This window comes from Bradyrhizobium sp. BRP23, from assembly GCF_020194135.1.
Classification (GTDB): domain Bacteria; phylum Pseudomonadota; class Alphaproteobacteria; order Rhizobiales; family Xanthobacteraceae; genus Bradyrhizobium; species Bradyrhizobium yuanmingense.
Genome location: NZ_JADYVW010000011.1, coordinates 131,480 through 152,565 on the forward strand (window position 1 = coordinate 131,480; position 21,086 = coordinate 152,565).

The window sequence follows — 21,086 nt, forward strand, 5'->3', positions numbered from 1 at the left end:
TCATTTTGCCCCCTGTGACGCAGGCGACGACTTCCCGGCAGAGCCGTCGCGACTGCTTTGATCGGCGTGTTTGACCGATGTGGAATACATCGGCATCAGCACGCGGAAGGTGGTCTTGCGCGGCTGAGATTCGCATTCGATGATGCCCCCGTGATCGCCGACGATCTTGGCGACCAGCGCAAGGCCGAGACCCGAGCCGGTCTGCTTGGTGGTCACGAAGGGATCGAACAGGTTGGGCAGAAGATCGTCGGGCACGCCGGGTCCGTTGTCCTTCACACAGAATTCGAGCGGAAGGGATACCCGCGATTTTTGACCGGGGACTGACAGGCGCACACCGGGTCGGAACGCGGTGGTGAGCTGGATCTCGGCATCGGGCACGTCGATCAGCGCTTCGGCGGCGTTCTTCACGAGATTGAGGAACACCTGGATCAGCTGGTCCTGGTTCGCCAGCACCGGCGGCAGCGAGGGATCGTAATCCTCGACGAAGCGGATGTTGCGGGCAAAGCCCGACTGCGCCAGCCGCTTGACGTGATCGAGCACCGAATGGATGTTGACGGGGCCGCGCACCACGGGGCGCTCGTCGCCGAACACCTCCATGCGGTCGACCAGCGTCACGATGCGGTCGGCCTCGTCGCAGATCAGCCGCGTCAGCATGCGGTCCTCGGACGAGGCCTGCTGCTCGAGCAGCTGCGCTGCGCCGCGAATGCCCGAAAGCGGATTCTTGATTTCATGCGCGAGCATTGCTGCTAGCGCTATCACCGAGCGCGCTGCGCTGCGATGGGTGAGCTGCCGATCCATCTTGTCGGCGATGGTGCGCTCCTGCAGCATCACGACGATATGGCCGGGCCGCTCGGTGAGTGGAGCCACGTGCAGGTCGACCTGGCGGTCGCCGCCCATGCGCGGCGTGCCGAGATCGACCTTGTATTCGTTGACCGGCGCGTTCGAGGAGCGCACTTGGTCGATCAGCGCCAGCAACGGGCTGCCGAACGGCACCAGCTCCTTTAGCGACTGCCGCTTCAGGAATTGCGTGGAGATCTCGAAGAAGGCTTCGGTGGCGATGTTGGCGGCGACGATCTTGCCGTCGGGCCCGATCATGAGCACGGGGTTGGGCAAAGCATCCAGGATTGCGTCGCTGTCGGACTGAAGCGGCCGACGATGTTCAGCGGCTGAACTCATGCAGCAGCGCTCCATGCGAAGTCGTCGAAGGCGTCTTGCAGTGCATCGTGAACGAGGCGCGGATCCTCCGAGACCAGGATCTTCTGCCGCCAGGATTTCAGCTTCTCGGCCGGCGCACGGCTCGCCTGCGCTGCGACGTCGAGCGCCCAGCCCAGATGCTTGCGGGCGTGCCTCAGTCCGATGCGCAGGCCATAGAGCGCACAAACGCCGTCATAGAGCGTGCGGACATAATGCAGCTGCGTCTGGAGCGAGGGCACGGCTTCCTCGGCCCCGCCGTTCAGACGGCGGCCGATCTGGCCAGGCAGCCAGGGCTGGCCCTGCGCGCCGCGGCCGATCATCACGGCGTCGGCGCCCGAGGCGTCCAATGCCGCCAGCGCCTTCTCGTAGGAGGTGATGTCGCCGTTGACGACGAGCGGAAGGGAGGTGGCCTCGCGCACGGCGCGGATCGCATCCCAATCGGCCTCGCCCTTGTAGAACTGGCAGCGGGTGCGGCCGTGCACGGTGACGAGCTTGATTCCGGCGGCCTCGGCACGTCGCGCCAGCTCCGGCGCGTTGCGGCTGCGGTCGTCCCAACCGAGGCGCATCTTCAGCGTCACCGGCACCTTCACCGCCGCGATCGTCGCTTCGATCAGGCTGACGGCATGGTCGAGGTCGCGCATCAAGGCCGAGCCGGACTGGCCGCCGGTGACGTGTCGGGCGGGACAGCCCATGTTGATGTCGATGATATCGGCGCCTTCCGCTTCGGCGATCCGGGCGCCTTCGGCCATCCAATGCATCTCGCAGCCGGCGAGCTGGACCACATGCGGGCCGATGCCAGTGGCTTCGCAGCGCAACCGGGACATCCGGTGGCCATTGGCGAGCTCATCGCTCGCGGTCATTTCAGACACAACGAGACCAGCCCCAAGCTCGGCGGCCAGCCGGCGGACGGGCGAGTCAGTCACACCCGACATCGGCGCCAGGAAGACCGGGGTGGCGACTTCAATATCGCCTATTTTCAACGGCTTAGAGCCTGATACTGCCGAGCCGGTCACAGGGGTCCCGTTGACTGGGCAGGGCCTCATCGCGCCTGCCAGGATCTATCTTGCGCACAATTCTTGTGCAGTCAAGCGTCATGCCTACAGTTTAGACAGTTCTGTAGATCTTTCAAGTGCAGTGCAGCAAAATGCTGTTTCCCACAATCCGGGGAAACCCCCTTTTTTTGCGGGCCTGCCGTGCTAGAGGCATGCCGGCAAATCACCCCTGCTCTTTCATTAGCAATTGAGTATTTGAGTCCTATGGCGAAATCACAGCGCACCGCGGTCGTCCTCGTCGCAGCCGGGCGTGGACTGCGCGCCGGCGCCGGCGGGCCGAAGCAATATCGCGAGATCGGCGGCGTGCCCGTGATCCGCCGCGCCATGGAAGCCTTCAGCGGTCACACTGAGGTGTTCGCGGTGCAGCCGGTGGTGAACCCCGACGACAGCGCCATGTTCACCGCAGCGGTCGCAGGGCTCAGGCACGAGCCACCGACCAATGGCGGCGCGACGCGGCAGGCTTCGGTGCTCGCCGGCCTCGAAGCGCTGGCCAAGCACAATCCGGACATCGTGCTGATCCACGACGCCGCGCGCCCCTTCGTCTCGGAAGGCGTGATCTCGCGCGCGATCGAGGCGGCGAGCCGCACCGGCGCTGCGATCCCCACCGTTGCCGTCACCGACACCATCAAGGTCACCGGCGAAAGCGGCAACGTCGAGGCCACGCCGGAGCGCGCTTCCTTGCGGATCGCACAGACGCCGCAATCCTTTCGTTTCGACGTCATCCTCGAGGCGCATCGTCGTGCGGCAAGGGATGGACGCTCGGATTTCACCGACGATGCCGCGATTGCCGAATGGGCAGGATTGACGGTTGCAACCTTTGAAGGCGATGTTGCCAACATGAAGCTCACAACTCCCGAGGATTTCGTGCGCGAGGAAGCGCGCCTGGCCGCCCAGCTCGGCGACATCAGGACCGGCACCGGCTACGACGTGCACGCCTTCGGCGAAGGCGACCATGTCATGATCTGCGGCGTGCGCGTGCCGCACACCAAGGGTTTCCTGGCTCATTCCGACGGCGATGTCGGCCTGCATGCGCTGGTCGACGCAATTCTCGGCGCTCTCGCCGACGGCGACATCGGCTCGCACTTCCCGCCGAGCGATGCGAAGTGGAAGGGCGCCTCCTCCGACCAGTTCCTGAAATATGCCATCGAGCGCGTCGCAGCGCGCGGCGGCCGCGTCGCCAATCTCGAGGTCACGCTGATCTGCGAGCGGCCGAAGATCGGCCCGTTGCGCGACACCATGCGGGCGCGCATCGCCGAGATCTCCGACGTCGACATCTCGCGCATCGCAGTGAAGGCGACCACCAGCGAGCGGCTCGGCTTCACCGGCCGCGAGGAAGGCATCGCGGCCACCGCGAGCGCCACCATCCGCCTTCCCTGGGGCATCTAGGCCATGGGCGGCAGCGACGCACGCGCCCTCTCCCGCTCGCTGCTCGATCTGTGCCGGATGCGCAAGCTGACGATCGCAACGGCCGAATCCTGCACCGGCGGTCTCGTCGCGGGCGCACTGACTGACGTCCCGGGCTCGTCCGATGTCATCGACCGCGGCTTCGTCACCTATTCCAACGAGGCCAAGCGCGCGATGCTTGGCGTCGAGGCGAGCACGTTGGCCAATTTCGGCGCCGTAAGCAAGGAGACCGCGACCGCAATGGCAATCGGTGCGCTTGAGCGCGCCGATGTCGATCTCGCGGTCGCCATCACCGGCATCGCCGGCCCGGGCGGCGCCACGCCTGGCAAGCCGGTCGGTCTCGTGCACTTCGCCGCCGCCGCCCGCGACGGCCGCATCATCCACCGCGAGCACCGCTTCGGCGCCATCGGCCGCAGCGCGGTGCGCGCCCGCTCCGTGGTCGAGGCGCTGCGCATGCTGATGGATCTGGCCCGCGGCCCGCAAGTCGCGGCCAAGCCGCAGCGCACCGCCGCCAGCCGCCTGCGCCCGCGTGTGACGCGCTCACCGCGCCGGCATGTGGTGAAACGCAGGCCGCCACGTCCGCCGCGGGGATAAATCGTCTCAGGCGGCCGTGGCAAGCAGCGCGCTCGCATGATCGAGCACGCACTGCTTGACCGCGCCAGCTTCAGACGGTTTCGCCTTGGCGCTAACCGTCAATTCCAGGATCGGCGCGGCGGGATTGGCGACATCGAGGACCTTGCTGACGGAGACGGCAGGTTGCGCCTGATCGTCGATGCGGGAATCCTTGCGAAGCTCCTTCAGGATGCGATCGGCCAGCGCCGGAGCGGCGCCGGCGGGGACCGGAAACGTCACCTTGATCTCGCCCGTGCCAGGATAGGCGCTGTGGTTGATGATGGCCGCGCCCCAGACCTGTCCGTTCGGCAACAGGATCTGCGTGTTGTCGGGCGCGACCAGCTCGGTCATGAACAGCGACAGCGACCTCACCTTGCCCGCCTTGCCGGCGACCTCGACATCATCGCCGATGTGAAATGGCCGGAACAAGAGCAGCATCACGCCGGCGGCGAGATTGGACAGCGTGCCCTGCAAGGCAAGACCAATGGCGAGCGAGGTCGCACCCAGTACGGCAACGAGGCTCGCCGTCTGGATGCCGAACAGCTGCAGCACGGCGATGCCGACGACCGCGAGCACGCCATAGCGCGCAAGGCTGCCCACGAACAGCGTCACCAGCGGGTCGACGCGATGCGTCACGCTGAGAACGCGCGTGACGAAGCGCTGCATCGCAGCGGACAGATACCAGCCGACCGCGAGCAGCAGGACCGCGTAGATCGCGTTCAGGCCATACAGGACAAGCGATGCTTTCAACGTGTCGAAGTTGATGGTCATGGCGGCTCCAACCCGGTCAGTCGGTTGAGAACGCGCCGCGATGCGAAATGATCCCGGTGGATGCTGATGGGGAACACGGAGCGATGTTGGATTGGGAGGGGCACGCCCGCCGCTCCATTGTCATTGCGAGCGCAGCGAAGCAATCTAGAATCCCCCCGCGGAGACACCCTGGATTGCTTCGCTGCGCTCGCAATGACGGTGGAGAGAGCAGTGCTGATCGCGACTACGTCGACGCCAGCTTCGGCCGGCCGTAGATCGCGTCCGCCCGTTTCTCGAACGCCGTCGAGAACCGCGCGAAGGCGGCATCGAACATCGAGCCCATCAGCATCGCCAGCATGCGGCTCTTGAATTCGTAGGCGAGGAAGAAGCCGACGTCGCAGACGCCCTCGCCCTTGGGCTCGAACGTCCAACGGTTTTCCAGATTCCTGAACGGACCTTGCAGATATTCGACCAGGATCTTCAGATTGGCGCGGTCGAGCGTCACGCGGCTGGTGAAGGATTCCTTGACCAGCTTGAACGACACCGTCATGTCGGCGACCAGCACCTCGGTGCCGTCGGGTTTCGCCATGCGCTGGCGCACCTTCAGCGCGCTGCACAGCGGCACGAATTCCGGGTAGCGCTCGACATCGGCGACCAGATCAAACATCTCGGACGCGCTGTGGTTGACACGGTGCTTGCTCGAAACTCGATGCATGGTACGTCAGCGGGCGTGAGCTGCCCGCGCAGCCTTCAGTCTCGCGAAATCCTCGCCGGCATGATGCGACGAGCGGGTGAGCGGGCTTGCCGACACCATCAGGAAGCCCTTGGTGTAGGCGATCTTTTCGAAGGACGAGAACTCGTCCGGCGGCACGTAGCGCATCACCGCGTGATGCTTGCGGGTCGGTTGCAGATATTGTCCGATGGTCAGGAAGTCGACGTCGGCCGAGCGTAGATCGTCCATCACCTGCTGCACCTCGTGGCGCTCTTCGCCGAGGCCGACCATGATGCCGGACTTGGTGAAGATGGTGGGATCGAGCTCCTTGACCCGCTGCAGCAGCCGGATCGAATGGAAGTAGCGCGCGCCGGGCCGGACCGTGAGATAACGCGACGGCACCGTCTCGAGATTGTGGTTGAAGACATCGGGCTTCGCCGCGACGACGATTTCGAGCGCCCCCTCCTTGCGCAGGAAGTCGGGCGTCAGGATCTCGATCGTGGTCGAGGGACACGCGGCCCTGATCGCGCGGATAGTCCGAGCGAAATGCTCGGCACCGCCGTCAGTGAGGTCGTCGCGGTCGACCGAGGTGATGACGACGTGGGCCAGGCCGAGCTTGGCCACGGCCTCGGCAACGTGCTGCGGCTCGGCCGCGTCCAGTGCATTGGGCAGGCCGGTCTTGACGTTGCAGAAGGCGCAGGCCCGGGTGCAGGTGTCACCCATGATCATAAAGGTCGCGTGCTTCTTGTCCCAGCACTCGCCGATGTTCGGGCAGCCCGCTTCCTCGCACACCGTATGCAGGCCGTTGGCGCGCACGATGTTGCGGGTATCGGCATAGCCGCGGGTGTTCGGCGCGCGCACGCGGATCCAGTCCGGCTTCGGCGGCGAAGCGGAATCGGGCCGATTCACCTTTTCGGGGTGGCGCGGGCGCAGCGGGTTCGAGATGGTATCGACAATAACGACCATGGGGTGTCCGGTCTGTTCAGGTCCTACCTAGTCGGTCTGGCCTGGCATCGCAACCCGGCTCGCCCCGCTTCAGGGAACATGGCAGATATGGGCAATATCTTGCTCTGTTCTCAGGCGATTCTCACCTCGAATGGCTCCAATCTCGAACGCTTCACCACCGCGGCTCGGCAAGCCCCTGAAGCGCGCCTTCTTCGGACGCAGCGTCCATGAGGTCGCGCCCGACCTGATCGGCGCCACCATGCTCGTCGACGGCGTCGGCGGGATCATCGTCGAGGTCGAGGCCTATCACCATACCGACCCGGCGGCGCACTCCTATCGCGGGCCGACGCAGCGGAACCAGGTCATGTTTGGCCCACCTGGCTTTGCCTATGTCTACCGCTCCTACGGCATTCATTGGTGCGTCAACTTCGTCTGCGAGGAGGAAGGCTCGGCCAGCGCCGTGTTGATCCGTGCGCTGGAGCCGACGCATGGCCTGGCTGCGATGCGCCGACGCCGGCATCTGCAGGAGGTGCGTGCGCTGTGCTCGGGCCCTGGCAAGCTGACCGAGGCGCTCGGCATCACCATCGCGCACAACGCCCTGCCGCTGGACCGGCCTCCCATCGCGCTGCATGCGCGAACCGAGGATGTCGAGGTCGCAACCGGCATCCGCATCGGCATCACCAAGGCGGTCGAGCTGCCCTGGCGCTACGGCGTCAGGGGCTCGAAGTTCTTGAGCAAGCCGTTTCCGAAATAAGCCTAAAGCGCGATGAATCATCATCGCGCTTTAGGTTATTGTTTGAGCATGATCTTTCCGGAAAACCGCTGCACACTTTTCCGGATCATGCTCTAAGACGCCTGCTTCAGCCGCTCCATCGCCTCGAGCAGCTTGGCCTTGCGGGCCAGCGCCGCCTCGCGCTTTTCGCGCTCCTCCTCGACGACTTCCTCGGCCGCGTTGGCGACGAACTTCTCGTTCGCCAGCTTCGATTCGGCGCGCTTGATGTCGGCCTCGGCCTTGGCGATCTCCTTGTCGAGACGCGTGCGCTCGGCGGCGACGTCGATCACGCCCTTGAGCGGCAGCGCGGCGACCTCGCCGCGCACCAGCAGTTGGACAGCGCCGTCAGGCGCGCGGTCGGCGAACGAGATGTCCGACAGCCGCGCCATACGCTTGATGACATCGGTCCAGCGCGGCGCGCGCTCCTTGGTTTCGGCCGAAGCGCCTGCGAGCACCAGCGCCGTCAGCGTTGCCGGCGCGATATTCATCTCGGCTCGCACCGAGCGGATCTGCGTGACGAGGTCGATGACCCAGCCGATCTCGGCTTCGGCAGCCGGATCGGTGAAGTCGGCATGATCGAAGATCGGCAGCACCCAGGCCGGCGAGACGAGCGCATCGGTCGGTCCCGTGGTCGCCGCAAGCATCGCGAGCTGCTCCGGCGTCGGCTCGACGGGCTTCAGCGGCCACGGCGCCAATGCGAGCAGGCCCTCGCGCCTGGCCGTCACCTCCCACAGCTCTTCGGTGATGAAGGGCATGAAGGGATGCAACAGCTTCAGGATCTCGTCGCGCGCCCAGGCGACCATGGCGCGGGTCTCGTCCTTGGCAGGGTTGTCCGGACCGAGCAGCACGGGCTTGGCGAGCTCGACATACCAGTCGCAATAGACGTTCCAGACGAAGCGATAGATGCTGCCGGCTGCATCGTTGAAGCGATAAGCTTCGATCGCCTCGGTCACCTCGCGCGTGGTGTGGGCGGTCTCATGCGCGATCCACCGGTTCAGCGTCTCCTTTGCCTTCGCCGGCTCGAAACCATCAGGCACGGCGCAGTGGTTCATCTCCGCGAACCGGCACGCGTTCCAGAGCTTGGTCGCGAAATTGCGGTAGCCTTCGACGCGGCTAGTGGCGAGCTTGATGTCGCGCCCCTGCGCCGCCATCGCGGCCAGGGTGAAGCGCAGCGCGTCGGCGCCGTATTCGTCGATCAGGTGGAGGGGATCGATGACGTTGCCCTTCGACTTCGACATCTTGGCGCCCTTCTCGTCGCGGACGAGGGCGTGGATGTAGATGGTCGAGAACGGCACTTCCTTCATGAAGTGCAGGCCCATCATCATCATGCGGGCGACCCAGAAGAAGATGATGTCGAAGCCGGTCACCAGCGCATTGGTCGGATAATAGCGCTGCACCTCGGGCGTCTCGTCGGGCCAGCCGAGCGTCGAGAACGGCCACAGCGCCGAGGAGAACCAGGTGTCGAGCACGTCCTCATCGCGCGTGATGAAGCCTTCCCGCTTGTTGCGGTCGAGCGCCATCTCGCGGCCCTGCTCGGGCGTAATGACCTCCTGCTCGACGTAATAGCCGAGCGCGTGGCTGATGGCCTCCTCCTCGGTCTCGGCGACGAACACCTTGCCGTCAGGGCCGTACCAGGCCGGGATCTGATGGCCCCACCAGAGCTGACGCGAGATGCACCAGGGCTGGATGTTCTCCATCCACTCGTAATAGGTCTTTTCCCAGTTCTTCGGCACGAACGTCGTTTCGCCCGAACGCACCGCCGCGATCGCAGGTCTCGCCAGCGTCTTGGCGTCGACGTACCACTGGTCGGTCAGGTAGGGCTCGATCACGCTGTTGGAACGATCGCCGTGCGGCACCATGTGGGTGTGCGGCTCGATCCGTTCGACGAAGCCGAACGATTCCAGCCGCTCGACGATGCGCTTGCGCGCAGCGAAGCGGTCGACCTTGTGGAATTCCTCGGCGAATTGCGCAGCGCCTTCGGGCAGGTCGCGCAGATAATCCTCGTTGTCGAGGAGATCGAGACAGCCTTCCCTGTCGAGCACGCTGATCCGGCGCAGCCCGTGGCGATTGCCGACCTCGAAATCGTTGAAGTCGTGCGCCGGCGTCACCTTCACAGCGCCCGATCCCTTTTCGGGATCGGAATACTCGTCGGCGACGATTTTGATCTTGCGGCCGACCAGCGGCAGGACGACATTCTTGCCGATCAGCTTCTGGTAGCGATCGTCCTCCGGATGGACGGCCACGCCGGTATCGCCGAGCATGGTCTCGGGGCGCGTGGTGGCGACCACGATGAAGCTCGAGGGATCCTCGGGGTTGAACGTCTTGCCCTCGATCGGATAGCGCAGATACCAGAGGTGGCCCTTCACTTCCGTCTGCTGCACTTCGAGATCGGAGATCGCGGTGAGCAGCTTGGTGTCCCAGTTCACCAGCCGCTTGTCCTTGTAGATCAGGCCCTCGCGGTGCAGCTCGACGAAGACCTTGACGACGGCCTTCGATAGGCCCTCGTCCATGGTGAAGCGCTCGCGCGACCAGTCGCAGGACGCACCGAGGCGCTTGAGCTGGTTGATGATGGTGTCGCCACTCTCGGCCTTCCACTGCCAGACCCGCTCCAGAAACTTTTCGCGGCCCATCTCGCGGCGACCGGGCTGCTGGCGCTCCATCAGCTGCCGCTCGACCACCATCTGGGTGGCGATGCCGGCATGGTCGGTGCCGGGCTGCCACAGCACGTCGCGGCCCCGCATGCGCTCGAACCGGCAAAGGATGTCCTGCAGCGTGTTGTTGAGGGCGTGGCCCATGTGCAGCGAGCCCGTCACGTTCGGCGGCGGGATCACGATGGTGAAGGGCACGGCATCACGGCGGTCGGGCCGGCCAGCCTTGAACGCAAGGCTGTCCTCCCACACCACGGACATGCGGGTTTCGATATCGGCGGGTTGGTAATTTTTCTCGATCATGGGGCTGCTAGAAAGCCGCGCGAGGGGGCCAAGTCAACGAAAAGCTCAGGGAAAGCGCGGCGGCGACAGCGCTTTCCGACCCGGTCCGGGCTCGAATATGACACCCGAAGCCAGGCTTTATGAGGGCCCTTCGGCCGCCCTCAGCGGCCGCCGCGCGAGACCCGCTCGATTTCGGCCTTCACGATGCGTTCAACGAGGCCGGGCAGGTTGTCGTCGAGCCAGGACTTCAGCATCGGCCGCAGCATCTCCTTGACCAGGTCCTCCAGCGTCCGCGCATTGCTGCTGAGCACCGTATGGGCCAGGGAGTTGAAGGCGGATTCGACCGCGGAGACCGTCGATTGCGCGAGGATCGGCTGCTGCGGGGGCAGCGGCGGCGCGTCGAAGTCCACCGGCGCGTAGGACGGCGGCGGGGCGGGACGCGGCGGCTCGGCGAATTCGAGATCGTCGCGTGGCTCGACCTTGCGGAAGGTCGGCGGCGGCGGAGGCGGCGTCGGGTCCATCGCCATGTCGTCGGTCAGTTCGAGCACGTCGGGCTCGGGCTCTGGCTCGGGCGCGCGGACCTCCGGCGTAGGTGTGGCCGCATCGAGACCCGCCAGCAACGCGTCGATATCGTCCTGGCTGTTGGATGCGTCCGCCGCGGGCGCCGGCGCCGGCTTTGCAGCCGGCGGCGGTGCCGGCTTCTCGGCGGCGGGTTTAGGCGGAGCGACCTTGGATGGCGGAATGTCGTTCATCGCCTGCGGCTTCGGCGGCGCAGCGGGCGCAGCAGCCTTCTCGGGCTTGGCGGCCTCAGCCGGCGGGGGCTTTGCCTCGTCGTCGGCAATGATGCGCCGGATCGAGGCCAGAATCTCCTCCATCGAGGGTTCTGTGACCTTTGCAGGCTGCGTCATCTCCGACTCCACATCATCAACGCCCTCGCATGCGTTGTTTTACACCAAGCACGGCAGGATTGGCCGGTTCCGCGACGATGGGTCCGCCATTTTCGTCGCCGCAGCCCGACTTGTCCCCAGATCACGGCTCGACGCGCAGCGGTGCGCCCCTGCCCCCGGCGCCGAAGCGTTACGCACACGACATCAACGCGGGCGAATCGACCCGCATCATCTTGGCAAGGCTATGTCAGGGATTTTGACGATTGCAAGCAAAGCACCGGTCGACCTCGGCTATTGGCGAGATCGACCGGATGATTACGGGAATCAGCGGCCGTCAGGCGTGCGCACACCCGCCCAGCTGTCCCGCACCTGATGATAGTGAACGCTGGGGTCGTAGGTCGTAGTCGCAAGGCCGAGGACCTGCGGCGATAGACGCCCGACCGCCGCGAGGACGTTATACGATGCGACCACGCGATCGTGCTGCGCGGTCACCAACGCAACGCGCGCGTTCACCAGCGCCTGCTGCGCATTGAGCACGTCCAGCGTGGTGCGCTGGCCGGCCTTGGCCTCCTCGCGGACGCCGTTCAGGGCGATCTCGGACGCCGTCACCTGCGCCTGAGCCGACTGCACCTGCGCCTTGGTGGCCTGCAGCGAGCCCCACCATTGCACAATGGTCGCGCGGGTCTGGTCGCGAGTCGTTTCGAGGTTGAGCCGCTGCTGCGCCAGGTTCTCCTTGGACTGGCGGATCAGCGAATATTCACCACCGCCATTATAGATCGGCACGGTGAGCTGCGCGATCGCCGATGCGGTGTACGAACGCATCTGAATCAAGGATTGTTCGTCGGCCCGCTGGGCCGTTGCCTGAACCGAAAGTGTCGGCAGCAACGCTCCTTCATTGATCTTGACCTGCAGATAATTGACGTCGATGCCGTACATGGCGGCCGTCACGTTGGGGTGCTCGATCAGGCCGAGCTCGATGGCGGAAGCCAGCGTCTGAGGCAGAAACCGATCGACAGGCGAGCCGGGCGCAAGATTCGTGGGCTCGTTGCCGATGATGCGACGGTAGTTCGCGCGGGTCGTCGTCAGATTCGCTTCAGCGGTGAGCGCCTGGGTCCTCCCGGCCGCCAGTTGCGCTTCCGATTGGGCGACGTCGGTGCGGGTCACTTCGCCGACATTGAAGCGGTCGCGGGTCTGCTTCAGTGTCTGCTCGAGGACGCGCACGTTGCTGCGCTGGACTTCGAGCGTGGCGGCATCCCGCAGATAGTCCATGTAGGTCGTCGCGGCGCTCAGCAGTACGCTCTGATCCATACCGCGCAGCGCTTCACGCGTACCAGACACCTGGCTCTCCGCCGCGCGGGTCCGGTTGGCGGTCTGGTTGCCATTGTAGAGCGTCTGTGTCGCCGTCACGCCAATGCTGCGAGGCACCCTCGTTCCGTAGACTGAGTTGGTCCCCGGGGCACTCTGCAAATCTTGATATGAATAGCCACCGGTCGCTGTCAGATTGACCCTCGGGCGATAGCCCGACAAGGCCTGAGGCACGCCCTCGTCAGTCGAGCGCACCTGGGCACGCTGTGCGTTGAGCTGCGGGTTGTTCTGATAGGCGCGCACCAGCGCGCCCTCGATCGTATCCGCCAAGGCAGGTGTCGGCCCGGCAAGCGCCAGCAGCAGGACCGAAACCGCAGCTCCGGTGAAGAGCTTCACCCCATGCATCCGTGAAATTCCGTTCGTTCTAGCGCCCTGCTCGTGCCCGCGAGCCGGGGTACCGTACCAATGGAGTCGTTGCCCCGCCGCAACATAGGACGCGGTCAAGCGCGACGGAACTACCTGGGGGTGGTTCTCAGTGGAAACTCTTCGCGTGCAGCATCCCGGCCACACTTCTGATTCAGAACGGGATTTGGGGCGGCTTTGGGGCCGTCAGAAGACAAAGGCAGCCGCCCGTTCCAGCCCGGGAAGCACCGGGGCGGCGGCGTCGAACAGGGTCCGATGACCGAATTCGCCGTGGGTACGGGTCACGATCGTGGCGCGCGGCGGCCTCGATTCGGCCGACACCCCCACCAGGCGCCCACCCTCCTTCAGCTGCCCGAGCAGCGCTTCCGGCATCACCTCGGCCGCGCCGTTGAGGAGAATCACATCATAGGGGGCAGCAGCAGGGTCCCCCTCGGTGCAGGCCGCCGCCTTGCAGGCGACATTGGCAAGCCCCTGGGCGGCGAAGGCGTCGCTGGCCTTGGCCGCCAAAGCCGAATCGCACTCGGTCGCCGTGACCTGACGCGCGAGCTTGGCGGCCAGTGCGGCGAGATAGCCGGTGGCGCAGCCCACGACCAGCACGTTGTCATCCGCGCCGATCTCGGCGGCCTGGAGCAGCTTGCCGGTCAGCGCCGGCTTGATCAGGAACCGCTTGGCGGCGCCTTCGCTGACGTCGAGGTCGAGATCGAGGTAAGCCAGCGCCTGCCGGCCGGCCGGCACGAAGGCCTCGCGCGGCACCGTGAGCATGGCATCGAGAACACGACGGTCGGTGACGTCATTGGTGCGCACCTGGCCATCGACCATTTTTTGGCGCGCGGTCGAAAAACCGGACATTTGCGGACCCTGCAATGCGGACGATGCCGCGGAGAAAAATCGCGGCATCTTTTGGAGCATGCTCGGTCAAAACGCAACATAGCGGTTGGCGATGCGCGTTTCGCCCTCCGCAACCTCTCCTGATGGAGGGCCGGGCCGGCCCTATTCGATGGCGACTGCCAGGCGGCCAATGAGGCCAGCGACCTCGTCAAGCCGCGCCGAATCCGGCGCCTCGACTGCGCGCGCGAGACAAGCGAGGCATTCATCGTCGCTGAGCTCGGGGATGCCGGCCGGCAGAATCGAGGGGGCCAAATCAGAACGGTCGACCTTGTTGTCTGGCATGGGAATCAGCTCCGCGAGTGTCCGGCAGATCCACGCTCGACGTAAATTGAGTCGTTTTGGCGCCGTCCGAATGGCGGGACCTCGCCGACGCACAGGTGTTCGAGCGCGATTCCGTGCTGCACCCCGGTGCTTCGCTCTAGATTTCAGGCAAAGCACATAGCACGCAGCATCAGGATGCAAGGGCAAGCTTTTGAATTTAGTAAGATTCGGCTCTCCGGACTGGATCCGGTTTTGTTACGGAAGCGTCGGTTTCTCTTGAGCCTTTTAGCGCGCCTCAGCGTCGAGGTTCCCAAATCATTCCCAAGGCCTACCATGCGTTCACGTTGGAGAAGGGCGCGCTGACGGCGCGCAATGATCCAGAGGCCCTTGACCCATATCAAGGGAGCCCGTCGCCCGCCCGCCAACATCCACACATTACCGCCCTTCAGCCCATCGTCGGGCGACCGGGAGTTTCGATCATGAAGGCTGTTTCCGTCGAAGAAGCCGTTGCGATGATCCCGGCGGGCGCCAGCGTCATGGTTGGCGGCTTCATGGGAGTTGGAACGCCGGAGCGGCTGCTCGACGAAGTCGTGCGTCAGAGGAAGACGGGTCTGACCTTGATCTCGAATGACGCGGCCACGCCCGGCAAGGGCGTCGGCAAGCTGTTCGATCAGGCACTGGTGTCGAAGCTGACGGCAACGCATATCGGTCTCAATCCGAAGGCGCAGCAGCAGATGCTGGCGAACCAGATCGCGGTCGACCTCGTGCCGCAAGGCACCTTCGTCGAACGCATCCGCGCCGGCGGGTGCGGTCTCGGCGGGGTGCTGACGCCGACCGGGGTCGGAACGCTGGTGGCCGAAGGCAAGCGCCAGATCGAAGTCGACGGCAAGCCGTTCCTGCTGGAAACGGCGCTGCGGGCGCAATTCGCATTGGTGCACGCCTTCCTCGCCGACTACCTCGGCAACCTCGCCTACGCCCTCACCTCGCGCAACTTCAACCCGGTCATGGCGATGGCAGCCGACACCGTCATCGTGACGGCGGAGCATATCGTCCCGGTCGGCGTGATCGCGCCCGATCACGTCGTCACCCCCGCGCCGCTCGTCGACTATCTCATCACCAACGGATGACATCATGGATCCCCAGATCATCATCGCCCGGCGTGTCGCCAAGGAGCTGAGGAGCGGTAATCTCGTCAATCTCGGCATCGGCATTCCGACCCTGGTCGCCAATTATGTGCCGTCGGACCTGAAGGTCTTCTTCCAGTCCGAGAACGGATTGATCGGCACCGGGCCGATTCCCGAGCAGGGGATGGCGCACCCGACGCTCACCGATGCCGGCGGACGCCCGATCAGCGCGCTGCCGGGCGCCTCCACCTTCGACAGCGCGATGTCGTTCGGCCTGATCCGCGGCGGCCACGTCGATGTCACCGTGCTCGGCGGTCTCCAGGTCGATGCGCATGGCCATCTCGCGAACTGGATGATCCCGGGCAAGATGGTCCCGGGCATGGGCGGCGCAATGGACCTCGTCACCGGCGCCAAGCGCGTGATCGTCGCCATGCAGCACGCGGCCAAGGGCAAGTCGAAGATCGTGGTGAAATGCTCGCTGCCGCTGACCTCGGCACGCCCTGTCAACCTTGTCGTGACCGACATGGCCGTGATCGGTTTTCCCGATGGCAAGGCGACGCTGCTGGAAACAGCACCCGGCATCAGCGTCGGCGAGGTCATGGCCTTGACGGAGGCCGAGCTCGCCATTCCCGACAATGTTCCGGAAATGAAGCTCTGAACAGGTCAACCATGCGAATATTCAGCGACTTCAACGAGATCAAATCCGCAATCGGCACCGAGATCGGCGCCAGCGACTGGATCGAGATCACGCAGGACCGCATCAACCAGTTCGCCGAGGCGACCTGCGACGAGCAGTGGATCCATGTCGACCAGGAGCGCGCCAAGCAGGAGATGCCGGGCGGCAAGACTATCGCCCATGGCCTGCTCTCGCTTGCCCTTGCCCCGCTGTTCATCCGTTCGGTCATCGGCCTGAAGGGGCTGCGCAACACGCTGAATTACGGTGCTGACCGCATCCGATATCTCGCGCCGGTTCCGGCGGGCTCGAAGTTACGCGGCCGGGTCACGATCGCGGAAGCGGAGGACGTGCCGCCGGACGGGCTGCGCGTCAACTACCACCTCGTGATCGAGATCGAGGGCGGCAAGAGGCCGGCCTGTGTCGCCGAATTGATCGCTCTGCACTATCGCTGAGTCAAAGAGTCGAAAAACAACCCCATGCACAGTAGACATGGGGCTGATCTGATTGATGTTTCCTGTTCGCCCGGAACCGGTTGCTCCGTCGGGCAAAACACTGGCAATATTGTCACCATCGATCGTGGGTCGCCGGACTGCTCAGCGCGTCAATCGACGATGTGGTGGCCGCCGTCGACGTCGAGGCCCCGCCGGGATCAGCTTGGCGCCGTGGATGGTCACGCGGCACGTCCTCCGAACCAGGCACCGAAATAGCCTGCATAAAGTGCCGGTGATTCGAGGTTCATCGAATGCCCTATGCCTGGCACGACGACCAGCCGGCAATCCGGCATCGCTTCGGCCATGGCACGGAGATCGGCCGGCGCGATCCAACCGTCCCGCTCGCCCCACAACACGAGGTGCGGATGCCGGATCTCGGACATACGGCGCTCCAGCTCACGGCTCTCCTTCTCCCGCGTCAGGTTCACCGGCGTGCCGATCCAGATCCCCTCCGATACGCCGAAGGTCTGCCCAATGATCCGATCGAACAGCGTCTGGATCTCTCCCAGCCCCTCGCGAAAGCGAGGGACCATGTTCGGCCCCATGCTCTCCGGGACGAACAGCGAAGAAGCGGCTGTAGCCATCACGGACCGCGTCAGCTCCTTGTTCGACATCATGGCCCTGAATAATCCGATCTGATCGGCATCGAAGGCCATGCCGAGCGGCGTTACCGGATCGAGCGCGAACACACGGCCGAAGCGCTGCGGCTGCTCGAGCAGCATTCTGGCGGCGATGATGCCGCCGGTGGAATGTGTCGCGAGATGGCAATAGCCGATCCCGAGCGTATCGAGCGCCGCCAGCATGTCCTCGGCGTGCTGCCGCATGGAGTAGTTGGAATAGTCGGCCGACGGCTTCGGCCGGTCGCTGTCGCCACAGCCGCGCCAATCGATTGCAACCACACGGAGCCCGATCGGAAACAATGGCGCGGCGAGCTCGATCCAGTCCTTGCTGGCGAGATTTCCGTGGATGAAGACGACGGTGACGTCGCCTCCTCCCCACTCCCGCCAGCCGAGTCGGAGTTCGCCCGCCTGCACCCTTGGCATCGCCGGGCCCTACTTGTTGAGGCCAGCCGTCGGAGCCGCTCCAGGCGGTGTCGGCGCCACTGGCAAGGCAGAGACGACGGCGCCCTTGATCATGCGATCGGTTCCGAGCGGCGATGATGTGTCCACCTCCCCGTTGGTCACGAAATCCACGACATCGGCAGCGTATTCCACTGGATTGTCGGTGTGGATGAAGTGTCCGGTCTCCGGATAGATCTTGAGCATCGGCCGGTTGCCGGCATTGGTCATACGCGTCATGAACGGCGTGATGACGTCGCGGCCGAGGTCCGTCAGGCCGTTGAACGCAGGCGTCGGAATGAACGGCTCCTTGTCGCCGAACGCCAGGAAGATCGGCGCTTTGATCTGGGTGACCCGCTCATAGAGGTTCTTCGGGTCATCCTGCTGGAGCTCAGCACCGATCGTGTAGATGTCGAAGATGAAGACGTTGCACCACTGATCGAGCTCCTTCGGGTTGCCCTTGGTAAGCCCGGCGCGTTGCTCGGTATGGAAACGGGCATATTCGCTGTCGTTGAAGAAGTATCCGCTCTTCGCAGCCGATACCACGCCGGTGTCCGGATCACGTTTCTTGAAGTAGAAGAAGTCGCGGACGTTCTGCTCGCTCCGCGCCTTTTCCGCAGCGAGAATACCGGTCTGGTCCCAGACCTGCTTCCACTTGTCGAAGTCTCGGCCGAGACCGTCGGCGAACAGAGGCGCCTTCTTGTCCTTGGCAATGGTGATCTCGCGCGAATATTCCTCGAGGCCGGACGGCGCCTCCAAGGCGAGGCCCTGCACCGCATCAGGCCAGGTCAGGGCGTAGCCCACGACGAACTGGCCGCCGAGCGAGTGGCCGAGATAGTACGCCTTCTTGACTCCGAGCTGGTTGACCACGAGGTCGTAGATCACCTCGCGCATGTCCTGCATGGTGCGAGCGGGATTCTTGTCGAGATTGCCGGGCCCCGACATGCCGTAATGCGGTAGGTCCGGCACGATCACGCGCAGGCCGCTGCGCAGCGCATACTGCATGATGTTGCCGTAATGGCCGCCGAACGCGCCCTTGCCGTGGATGATGACGAGCACCTTCGGATCCTTGTCGGTGCCGGCATACTCGTCCATGTAGCCGATTTCCCAGGAGTTGCCGCTCTTGTCCTTGGCACTGCCGAACTTGACCGGATAGGGATAGGTCACGTAGGCCTTCCAGAACGACTTCTTGGGATCGATCGTCTGGGCGACGCCGGGCACGCGATAGTTCTTGTCGACGAATTTCTGGGCGCGATCGAGGGCCGCCACGTCATCCATGAAGGCGACGAACTTCGGATCGTTCTTGCGCTGGTTGATGATCGGGAACACGCCGTAATGCGCGACCGGGCTCTCCTGTGCGATGAGGTCAGCGCCGGGCACGCGATCAACGGCCTTCTGCGCCAGCTTGAAGTTGAGCCAGAGGTCGTTGGTGATGTGCATCACCAGCGTGCGAGCCTGAATGCGACCGAGATAGGGATTGACGTTATGGGTCTCGCCGACCCGATTGCGCCAGACGAGATCGACGGCGTCGTAGAGCTTGGCGCGATTAATGACGTTGAGGCCGGCCTTCTCGTTCGGCGGATCCCAATAGAAAATCTCGGGCTGTACCGCCGCCCAGTTCTGGGTCGTGCGGAAGGAAAAGTCATAACCCGTCATGCCGAGGATCGACCAGCCGAAGGCCACGCCCGGCACCGGATGCTTTTCCTTCGGGAGCTTGTAATAGTCGCCCTCGGTCGCCTGCCAGACCGGATCGCCCTGGATCGCGGCTGTCATCATCTGGAAGGTCCAGTTGCCGACCGGGTCGTCGCCATCCGATTGCGTGGTGCCGCCGATCGGCATCAGGGCGCTGACATATTCCGGATGCATCACGCCCCAGACGTAGGTCTGCGTGCCACCCATGGAGACGCCGGTCACCAGCGCGACGCGCGCGACCTTCAGCTCGTCGCGCAGCAGGCGGTAGTTCGCCTGCACCATGTCGTAGTAGCTGTATTGCGGAAACTTGATGCCTAGGCCGTCGGATGGCTTGCTCGCGCCCCAAGTGCCGAGCGGATCGACCATGATGACATAGTAACGATCCGTATCGATCGGCCGGCCCGGACCAATGATGGGTACGCCACCCGACAACGCCGCACCCTTGACCCACTGTTCGTACATGTCGGTGGAATCGCCGGAATAATAGGAGTTGATCACGATGGCATTGGTGATCTCGCCCGCCGCGTTGCGCCTTGCGTTGCCGACGGCGATGTAAGCCGTGCGCAGCTTGCCGGCCCCGAGCGATTCCAGCGTGACGCCGCCCTCGCCGCCGTTCTCCCATTTGGAAGGGTCGGTCAGGTCGTACTTGCCGCCCAGGCGGAAGTTGGCGATCTCGTAGGTCTTCTTCAGCCCGTCATGCTGCACCTGCGACGAACGGCGCGTGAAAGGCTGTGCGGTTGCGATCGCCGTTCCGAGCAGCAGCACGATCAGGCTCAACAGGCAACGATTCAACGCATCTCGTCCGGCCATGATGCGATCCTCCCTGGAAGATTTTCCTGAAACGCTAGGCAGGGCGGCCGGGGAAGGTTTGATCTAGCTCAATGGAATCCGCTCGGAGGAATCGAGGATCGCGGGCATCAAAAGACCGGCGGTACCCTCGCGATGCCCTTCCTCAGCCACGGCTCATATCGGATCCGCTATGAGCTCGACGGGCCGGCGGGCGCACCGGCCTATGTTCTCGTGAACGGGCTGACGCAATATTCCGAGCTGTGGAGCGCCTATCGCGAGGCCTTGTCGGCGCGAGGCTTTCGCGTTGCGACCTTCGATCTTCTCGGCCAGGGCGCCTCCGACAAGCCGAGGCTCTTCATCAGCCAGGACGATCAAGTCGCTGCACTGCGCCTCCTCATCGACGAACTCGGGGACGGTCCGATCTTTCTGAGCGGGATCAGCTTTGGCGGCCTGATCGCGCTGCGATATGCGATCGAGCATGGCAAGCGGCTGGCCGGGCTGGTGCCGATGAGCTGCTTTGCGGAGCTGTCGCCGCAACTCTTGCTGCTTGGCAATGCGCTGCGGACCGGCCTGATCCTCGGTGGCACGAGTTACCTCCAGGATCTCCTGTTGCCCATGAACCTCTCGGACCAATGGCTGAAGCCACTGCTGGACAAGCTCGAGAGCGTGAAGCGGCAAGGTTGGCTGGTCAACGACGTCTACGCGCTGCAAAACCTGATGGAATCTTTCCTCGACTTCCAGCCGCTCACGCCGCGCCTGTCCGCGATCGCCGTTCCGACCATGATTCTCAACGGCGAGTTCGATTTCCTGACGCCGCGGGCTCTCCACGAAACATTGCGTGTCGAGATTCAGAACAGCTCATTGGTGATCATCCCCAGGGCCTATCACGCCTTCACGCTGGAGAAAGGGGCACTGACCGCCGATCTGCTGGCGCGCTTTGCCGAAGACGTGCTGGCCGGCCGCTGGCAGGGCAATCAAGCGGTCTGGGTGGCGCCGGACCAGCCCGGCGGCGAGCTCACGCCGTTTCCTGCCGGCTACGATCATCTGCGTGCCATCCCGGTCAAGCGAGCGCTGCCATGAGCGGCTTCCTCGGTCCCGTCGCGCCGGACGGTCGCATTCCA

General features: G+C 64.5%; 19 protein-coding genes. 7 read left to right on the forward strand and 12 right to left on the reverse strand.

The genetic code is table 11. The features are described from left to right. Both I6F24_RS27315 and dusB read right to left on the reverse strand, forming a co-directional pair. Nucleotides 1–1,176 carry a nitrogen regulation protein NR(II) gene (locus I6F24_RS27315; RefSeq protein ID WP_035999469.1) on the reverse strand — a complete coding sequence of 392 codons (1,176 nt, stop codon included), beginning with the start codon at nt 1,174–1,176 and terminating at the stop codon, nt 1–3. After that, nucleotides 1,173–2,174: a tRNA dihydrouridine synthase DusB gene (gene dusB, locus I6F24_RS27320; protein WP_085968735.1), complete on the reverse strand. Its 1,002-nt coding sequence runs from the start codon at nt 2,172–2,174 to the stop codon at nt 1,173–1,175. The genes I6F24_RS27315 and dusB overlap by 4 nt, the downstream gene beginning before the upstream one ends. Before the next feature lie 276 nt (nt 2,175–2,450). On the opposite strand from dusB, the gene I6F24_RS27325 reads away from it, so the two are divergent. Beyond that, on the forward strand, nt 2,451–3,632 hold the full coding sequence (locus I6F24_RS27325) for a bifunctional 2-C-methyl-D-erythritol 4-phosphate cytidylyltransferase/2-C-methyl-D-erythritol 2,4-cyclodiphosphate synthase (protein WP_225112866.1): 1,182 nt from the start codon (nt 2,451–2,453) through the stop codon (nt 3,630–3,632). Between the two features lie 3 nt (nt 3,633–3,635). Next, nucleotides 3,636–4,244, forward strand: a complete 609-nt coding sequence (locus tag I6F24_RS27330) for a CinA family protein (RefSeq protein ID WP_225112865.1) — start codon at nt 3,636–3,638, stop codon at nt 4,242–4,244. A gap of 6 nt (nt 4,245–4,250) precedes the next feature. Here the strand turns inward: I6F24_RS27330 and I6F24_RS27335 are convergent, their stop codons facing one another. The 3 genes from I6F24_RS27335 to lipA form a co-directional block, all read right to left on the reverse strand. Further along, entirely contained in the window at nt 4,251–5,033 is a 783-nt protein-coding gene (locus I6F24_RS27335; RefSeq protein WP_225149672.1) for a mechanosensitive ion channel domain-containing protein, read from the reverse strand. 223 nt (nt 5,034–5,256) lie between these two features. Next, nucleotides 5,257–5,727 carry a type II toxin-antitoxin system RatA family toxin gene (locus I6F24_RS27340; protein ID WP_027542754.1) on the reverse strand — a complete coding sequence of 157 codons (471 nt, stop codon included), beginning with the start codon at nt 5,725–5,727 and terminating at the stop codon, nt 5,257–5,259. A 6-nt stretch (nt 5,728–5,733) separates the two neighbouring features. Then, nucleotides 5,734–6,690, reverse strand: a complete 957-nt coding sequence (lipA, locus tag I6F24_RS27345) for a lipoyl synthase (RefSeq protein WP_035999382.1) — start codon at nt 6,688–6,690, stop codon at nt 5,734–5,736. A gap of 130 nt (nt 6,691–6,820) precedes the next feature. On the opposite strand from lipA, the gene I6F24_RS27350 reads away from it, so the two are divergent. After that, nucleotides 6,821–7,423, forward strand: a complete 603-nt coding sequence (locus I6F24_RS27350) for a DNA-3-methyladenine glycosylase (protein ID WP_036028025.1) — start codon at nt 6,821–6,823, stop codon at nt 7,421–7,423. A 92-nt stretch (nt 7,424–7,515) separates the two neighbouring features. On the opposite strand, the gene I6F24_RS27355 is transcribed toward I6F24_RS27350, so the two are convergent. The 5 genes from I6F24_RS27355 to I6F24_RS27375 all read right to left on the reverse strand — a co-directional run bounded on the left by I6F24_RS27355 (nt 7,516) and on the right by I6F24_RS27375 (nt 14,156). Further along, entirely contained in the window at nt 7,516–10,392 is a 2,877-nt protein-coding gene (locus I6F24_RS27355) for a valine--tRNA ligase (protein WP_225112863.1), read from the reverse strand. Nucleotides 10,393–10,532: 140 nt separating this feature from the next. Continuing rightward, entirely contained in the window at nt 10,533–11,279 is a 747-nt protein-coding gene (locus I6F24_RS27360; RefSeq protein ID WP_225149671.1) for a DUF2497 domain-containing protein, read from the reverse strand. 303 nt (nt 11,280–11,582) lie between these two features. Then, entirely contained in the window at nt 11,583–12,968 is a 1,386-nt protein-coding gene (locus I6F24_RS27365) for a TolC family outer membrane protein (protein ID WP_035999388.1), read from the reverse strand. 204 nt (nt 12,969–13,172) lie between these two features. Then, nucleotides 13,173–13,835: a protein-L-isoaspartate O-methyltransferase gene (locus I6F24_RS27370; protein ID WP_036028010.1), complete on the reverse strand. Its 663-nt coding sequence runs from the start codon at nt 13,833–13,835 to the stop codon at nt 13,173–13,175. Nucleotides 13,836–13,976: 141 nt separating this feature from the next. Further along, nucleotides 13,977–14,156: a hypothetical protein gene (locus I6F24_RS27375; protein WP_035999393.1), complete on the reverse strand. Its 180-nt coding sequence runs from the start codon at nt 14,154–14,156 to the stop codon at nt 13,977–13,979. Nucleotides 14,157–14,614: 458 nt separating this feature from the next. On the opposite strand from I6F24_RS27375, the gene I6F24_RS27380 reads away from it, so the two are divergent. Genes I6F24_RS27380 through I6F24_RS27390 form a run of 3 tightly spaced genes read left to right on the forward strand, consistent with a single transcriptional unit; the run spans nt 14,615 to nt 16,387 of the window. Then, the gene (locus I6F24_RS27380; protein ID WP_035999395.1) at nt 14,615–15,262 is read left to right on the forward strand and encodes a CoA transferase subunit A; all 648 of its coding nucleotides are present in this window, start codon (nt 14,615–14,617) and stop codon (nt 15,260–15,262) included. A gap of 4 nt (nt 15,263–15,266) precedes the next feature. After that, nucleotides 15,267–15,917: a 3-oxoacid CoA-transferase subunit B gene (locus tag I6F24_RS27385; protein WP_035999398.1), complete on the forward strand. Its 651-nt coding sequence runs from the start codon at nt 15,267–15,269 to the stop codon at nt 15,915–15,917. A gap of 11 nt (nt 15,918–15,928) precedes the next feature. Further along, complete coding sequence (locus I6F24_RS27390) at nt 15,929–16,387, forward strand: MaoC family dehydratase (RefSeq protein WP_036039469.1); 459 nt, start codon at nt 15,929–15,931, stop codon at nt 16,385–16,387. Between the two features lie 218 nt (nt 16,388–16,605). Here I6F24_RS27390 and I6F24_RS27395 read toward each other — a convergent pair whose 3' ends face one another. After that, nucleotides 16,606–17,469 carry an alpha/beta hydrolase gene (locus I6F24_RS27395; protein ID WP_225149670.1) on the reverse strand — a complete coding sequence of 288 codons (864 nt, stop codon included), beginning with the start codon at nt 17,467–17,469 and terminating at the stop codon, nt 16,606–16,608. A gap of 9 nt (nt 17,470–17,478) precedes the next feature. Then, nucleotides 17,479–19,986: an alpha/beta hydrolase gene (locus I6F24_RS27400; protein ID WP_225149669.1), complete on the reverse strand. Its 2,508-nt coding sequence runs from the start codon at nt 19,984–19,986 to the stop codon at nt 17,479–17,481. 132 nt (nt 19,987–20,118) lie between these two features. On the opposite strand from I6F24_RS27400, the gene I6F24_RS27405 reads away from it, so the two are divergent. Further along, nucleotides 20,119–21,045: an alpha/beta hydrolase gene (locus tag I6F24_RS27405; RefSeq protein WP_225112858.1), complete on the forward strand. Its 927-nt coding sequence runs from the start codon at nt 20,119–20,121 to the stop codon at nt 21,043–21,045. The last annotated feature ends 41 nt before the right edge of the window (nt 21,046–21,086 follow it).